The 5,525-nt window shown below is 55.7% G+C and carries 3 protein-coding genes; 2 read left to right on the top strand and 1 reads right to left on the bottom strand.

Annotated elements, in window-relative coordinates:
- Together RMSM_RS15845 and RMSM_RS15840 are read left to right on the top strand one after the other, a co-directional pair.
- A partial coding sequence (locus RMSM_RS15845; RefSeq protein ID WP_236622162.1) for a 3'-5' exonuclease occupies window positions 1-839 on the top strand: 839 nt, incomplete at its 5' end.
- Between the two features lie 232 nt (window positions 840-1,071).
- Window positions 1,072-4,911: a hypothetical protein gene (locus RMSM_RS15840; protein WP_008698073.1), complete on the top strand. Its 3,840-nt coding sequence runs from the start codon at window positions 1,072-1,074 to the stop codon at window positions 4,909-4,911.
- On the opposite strand, the gene RMSM_RS15835 is transcribed toward RMSM_RS15840, so the two are convergent.
- Window positions 4,877-5,197, bottom strand: coding sequence for a hypothetical protein (locus RMSM_RS15835; RefSeq protein WP_008698071.1), 321 nt, complete (start codon window positions 5,195-5,197; stop codon window positions 4,877-4,879). The two genes, RMSM_RS15840 and RMSM_RS15835, sit on opposite strands and share 35 nt — an antisense overlap.
- Window positions 5,198-5,525: the final 328 nt, after the last annotated feature.

Raw genomic sequence — 5,525 nt, 5'->3', positions numbered from 1 at the left:
GAAGGCGATCGCGACCTATCAAGACGAACTTGTCGAACAAAACGGACACGACGTTTATCCCTTACACCTACCAGATCCCGATCTCGGTGGTGATCGCCAAAGTGGCACAAGACTTCAGCTTGATTGACATCGTTTCACTCGATGAACCGCACTTTCGCCCTCACGTGATTACCGAACATTTTTGGCGAGGCTGGGAGATGTACGGCAAACCGCAATGGGTCACATTCAATGGCCGCTCGTTTGATTTGCCGATTATGGAATTGGCGGCGTTTCGCTATGGCATCTCGGCGGCCAAGTGGTTCAAGAACGACGGCTATCGATCACCGCGAAACCGATTCACCACCGAAGCCCACTTGGATTTGCAAGAATTGTTGACCAATTATGGCGCCGCACGGTGTAACGGCGGTCTGAATCTTGTCGCTCAGCTGGTCAAGAAACCGGGCAAGATGGATCTGCGTGGCGACCAAGTCCAGCAGCAATACGATGAAGGGAAATTGACCGAGATCAGCGACTATTGCCGCTGCGATGTGCTCGACACCTACTTTATCTTCCTGCGTGCAATGGTGTTGATGGGCAAAACCACGATCGACAATGAGATGCAGTTGGTGCAACAAGCCAAGCAGTGGATCCAGCAGCGTGCCGATACCTCCGAAGCCTATACCGCATACCTAAACGCTTGGCGTGATTGGGAAAAACCGCAGGACAAAACGGTCGAAAAGGCAAAGGCGTCCTCCGAGAGCGAAACGCCCGAAAGTAGTGATACGCCCGAAACCAGTGAAGCGACGGAATCCAGCGAAGTGACCGCCGCCGGAGAAGCTGGCAAAACCAACGACGGCTAGCGAGCAATGCTAGCAAAATTTCCATTTCAGAACTCACCTTTACCCGGAAGGCGGTTTCCAGCTAGGGTCCTCTATCGGACTTTTCGTTCCATGGATCTTTTCAATTCCAAATAGGTAGCCTGCTAGGGGCATGTTGATGGCTAGACAGGGAAGTCTTTGCCGGCAAACGTCACGTTTCACCCTTAATTTCGGGGCGAGTCTCCACGGCTGCGCGCTTTTTCACACGCTGTTTTTGATTGCTGGGCTCGTTGCAACCAGCGCCGCGTCGACCGCGATCGCGCAGGATGCTCCCCCCTCCACCGAACATCAGGACGACGCATCGCGTCAGGCAACCAGTGTTTCGTCCGCGTCGCCGTCACCAACCGCTTCGGATGGCGAACAACTCGATCTGAATCTACAGCTTGACTGGGCCGCCGAAACCGCTCATCGCTGGAACGTCGAAGTCGAAATCATCGACTCGGCCGCAAGACAATCGTCTGAAAATTCGACGATCTCGGAACTCCGAAATCTCTGCAGCGACCCAGCGACATGCGGTTTGATGCATCGTTCGGACAAAGAGACTGGTTGGCATTTCCACTCATCGCTTGCGATGACATCCGGCGCGGCAGCGTTCCGCGTGCATGCTGCGAAAACGGCCGAGATCGTTATCACGATCAACGCCACCCCGAACGATGCCACCCCCGCAACCGAAGCGAGCGACTCCGCTGAATCGCCATCCACGACTCAGTCACCGTCGCCCTCCGTCACGCGGATTCCGATCACACAACTCTTGTCGGATTCGCAATCGGCTAGCACAGGCGACGACGGCCCTCGCTGGACGCTGCAACGCACCAAGGATGATTCGCTTCGTGTTTGGATCGATCCTGCCGACGGGGTTTCGCCGTCAGGCATGATTTGCGAACCCAATTCCGAAATGTCACTTTATGTTCGCGGCAACGCGGCTGACGTTCCCGGTGACGGAGACCTACGTCTGCACAGTTCGATGATCCGGGTGGCGGACAACCATGTTGTTGCCACCAAAACAACACCGATTTCGCTTGATGCCGATGGCAACAGCGAACCGATTTTGTTCCAGCACACCACTCCGGCCGACGCAGGTGTCTACGAAGTCCGTTTTGAGTTAGAGCACAACCAAAATCCGTTGTGGTCACGATGGCGCCGGCACAACGCACCGCTTGCCCGAGCAAACCATGTCTTCACCGTGCTGCCCAAACCGACGTCACATCACGGTGAAATTGACTTCGATACATGGCATACCGTTTCCAAAATCAAGCCTAGCGAAGGATCGCAGTGGACGGTGCCAACGTTGTTCAACACTCACAACAACCCTTTGATTCCGTCCAGCTTGATCAAGCAGGATCGCACGCGCACCAACACGATTGACGCGGGACAAAAGATCACGATTATTCCGGGCGGCAAGACCTTTGAATCGAGTCTTGCCAAATTGCGACCAGACCATCCGCACTACGTCACCGTTCGCTATCCGGCTAACCGTGACATTCACGTGCAAATCGAGTTGACAAACGACGGTGCGGCGAACGTCCCGTCGACGCATTATGTCTTGCTTGACGAGAAACGAGCGGCGGACCGTTATCGCGACGATCAAAACCAGTGGCGAAGCCAATCGTTTCTGTATTATCCCCATGGAAACGACCAACTTCGGCTGACGAACTTGGATGTCGACCAAGACGCTGCGATTGAATCGATCGAAATCAAAGTGGGTCCGCAAAACTTTGCGGTGAATCGGCCAACCGCCCAAGCCATTCCGCCGAGCCGATCACGAATGTCAACCTTGAACGTTCAAGATTTTGATTGGCCTGATCGATTGGCGGGCGATGAAGCGCAGCGGCTTGCGAAATCCGATTTCAGTAGCACCGCCATTTCGCTACATCAATTATTCGTGGCTACCGAACGATTACAAGAATACGCGTCTGTGCTAGGCGTGAACTCGATTTGCATCTCGGCAAACGACGGCGGCAAAACGCTGTTCCCCTCGTCTCAGTTTTTGCCAACCCCCGCCTCTCGAGTGGCTCCGGATCACAAACATCAAACGCAGTGGCTGGATTTGATCCTAAGTCTGATGGACCGTAGCGATTTCCAAGTGGTTGTGGGGATCCACCCCACAATGACGATGCGACACGTGGAAACACATGCCAAGCACCAACGCATTCGCGCCCCCTTGTCACACTACACGCTGATCGATCCCGTCACCCAACAAGCGTTGTACGCGTGGATCCAAGAATTACTGCAACACACGACCGCTCATTCCTGTTTCGCAGGCGTGGCGATCCCCTGCAGTGCATCGCACCACACCGCCGCGTATGATCCCGCCCATCCGCCGAGCGAAGCAGTCTTGCGACAATTTGCGATCGCGGTCGGCAAACCGGATGCGACAACTAGCGAAGTCCAACACTGGATCCACCAAGACAAACACGCCTCGCTACAAAAGTGGGCGATTCAATCGAATCGCAATTTTTACACCTCGGTCTCCCATTTGCTCGGCAGCAAACTGTGTCTGTTGACCGAGCTGTCGCCGACTCACCTATCGTCCGAAGCGGGCATCTCGCTAGTGGACATGACTTGGCCGCCCGTGCAATCGAACTTGGTACCGATGACAGCGCACCCGCATGAAGGGTGGACCACGCTGGCTCAGCAGATTGAGGACCAACAAAATGCCGACCACTACGTTGCACAGCTTCAACCGATCACGGGCCGGGTCGGGTTGAATATCACCTCACACCGATTCGCCTCGGTACCGCCTGCGGGTTCGGCAAACGAAACCGCCGCGTCCACGCCGCCGGTGGTCTCGCACGCCACGATCATCGACCGCTCGATTGCGCCGCATCTAAGCCAGCTGATCGACCGCCTCGATCCTCGCGTGGTCATGGTGGACCACATCAGCGTCGGCGGAAGTTTCCCTCAAAATTTGCGTCCGGTCCTGCTTGCGTATAACGCAGCTCCTAGCCGAGCGATGAAGGAATTTGGATCTCCCGACGCGACGTCGCAAATCGTCCAAGTGCGTTGGGGAATGGAAAACCAACATCTCGTGCTCAGCCTGACCAATCATGCTCCCTGGCCGTGCGAAGTGGACGTGATTTCGAAAAAGCCGATCCGCTGGAATGAGGTGGGGCAAGCTAGCGATGCGACTCGGCACACCGCCGACATGCTGAAGTGTACGGTGCCGCTTAACGCTGGCCAGTTGAAAGTGATTCGCTCGGAACAACCCCAGTCCTCCGAAGTCCTTTCGACTTGGGTCTCGCGTGTGCACGGCGACAGCCAAACGATCGAAAAGATAAAATCGGATGTCACGATTGTCGTCGAACGCTTGGGCATGCTGGCCGACAGCGAACCCTACGCAGTGCTTTCCAACCCGGGGTTCGAAGTCGTCGGTGGCATCGGTATCACCGGATGGATGCATGCTCAGTACCCTGAGGGCGCGGTACGGATTGATGAACATGAAGCGATCGAAGGAGAACGATCGCTCTGTTTGACGACCGTCAATGCGATGGCAACCAAGACGTGGTTGGTCAGCGAAACGATCCCGCCTCCCAAAACCGGCCGTTTGGCGGTGTCATTGGCAGTCCGAAGCGAAGCCAGTGAAGTGACGACGCCGCACCGCATCCGCGTCTCGGTCGAAGGAACGCAGGCAGGTTCCTCGTTCCGTCATTCCGAAGAGGTCGACGTGCCTCGAAACGGCACATGGCAACCACGCAAAGTGTTAGTGGAAGCTGACAAGATCGATCCGATGACGATGGACTCACTGCGAATCACGATTGATAGTTTGTCACCGGGCAAGCTGTGGATTGACGACGTTCATTTGCATGATTTTTTTCCGATGAACAAAGAGCGTGCCGAGTTGCAAAGCCAAGCGTTTCTAGCGGTGCAAGGGTTACAGCGTGGCAACTTGGCTCCGTCGGCTCGCCTACTGAAAAACCGCTGGGCTCAATTCCTGCTCAATGACACGCGAGTTCGGCCCACCCCGGTGATCAAAGAAGAAACCGACGAGGTTGCCCCGCCGACGGGCGTTGCCGAACGAATTAAGGGCTGGCTGCCGAAGCCGATCCGTTTTTAAGTTCCAGATAGCCCGCCGCGATCTCGACGCGTCGGGATTGGACTTGGCCGCGAGCGTCCCGCCACGTGATCTCGGCGACAAACAGCTCGGTATCGCTTTGGATCGTGCGGAAGTGCCCTGCGATCACCTGCCGCACCTCGCCTCGGTCGCCTCCGATGTCGCCTTGGAAATCGAGATAGTGAACCCGGTGATCGGCTAACTTCTCTACCTCTGTAGAAACGCCCTCCTGAAACGACTCCAACGGCTCGGTGGCCCAGGTTTTTAGGGCTCCGTCGACTTCAAACATCCAATCAAAGTGGGGCGGGACGGGTTCCAAAGCGTCTTGCCCCCGTGTCCCTTGAGAGCCGGGGGTGTGCCGTAAGATCACGAACCGGGGTGGAATTGCATTCAATTTTGCTTGCCTCGAAGCCAATTCGCTGGCGAAGAATCGTGGTTTCCGTCGAGAAAAGAGGGGACCGATGACCTGTCAATTCGATTCGGGATTGACGGTTAGGTAGCGATATCATCATCCTTTTGGCATCGATCCATGCCTCCGTAACGTATGGACGGTTTCCATTAACGAAAACGAGTCTGAACACTCATGTCTAACGCATCCAGCGCGAACGTACAAATCC

The organism is Rhodopirellula maiorica SM1, from assembly GCF_000346295.1.
Classification (GTDB): domain Bacteria; phylum Planctomycetota; class Planctomycetia; order Pirellulales; family Pirellulaceae; genus Novipirellula; species Novipirellula maiorica.
The sequence above is the reverse complement of the archived record's forward strand: the minus strand, read 5'-3'. Positions and strand labels throughout refer to the sequence as shown.

Bases quoted from the DNA above. Each gene is read 5' to 3' on its own strand.
- RMSM_RS15835 (WP_008698071.1), bottom strand. From the start codon at position 5,197: ATGTTTGAAGTCGACGGAGCCCTAAAAACCTGGGCCACCGAGCCGTTG.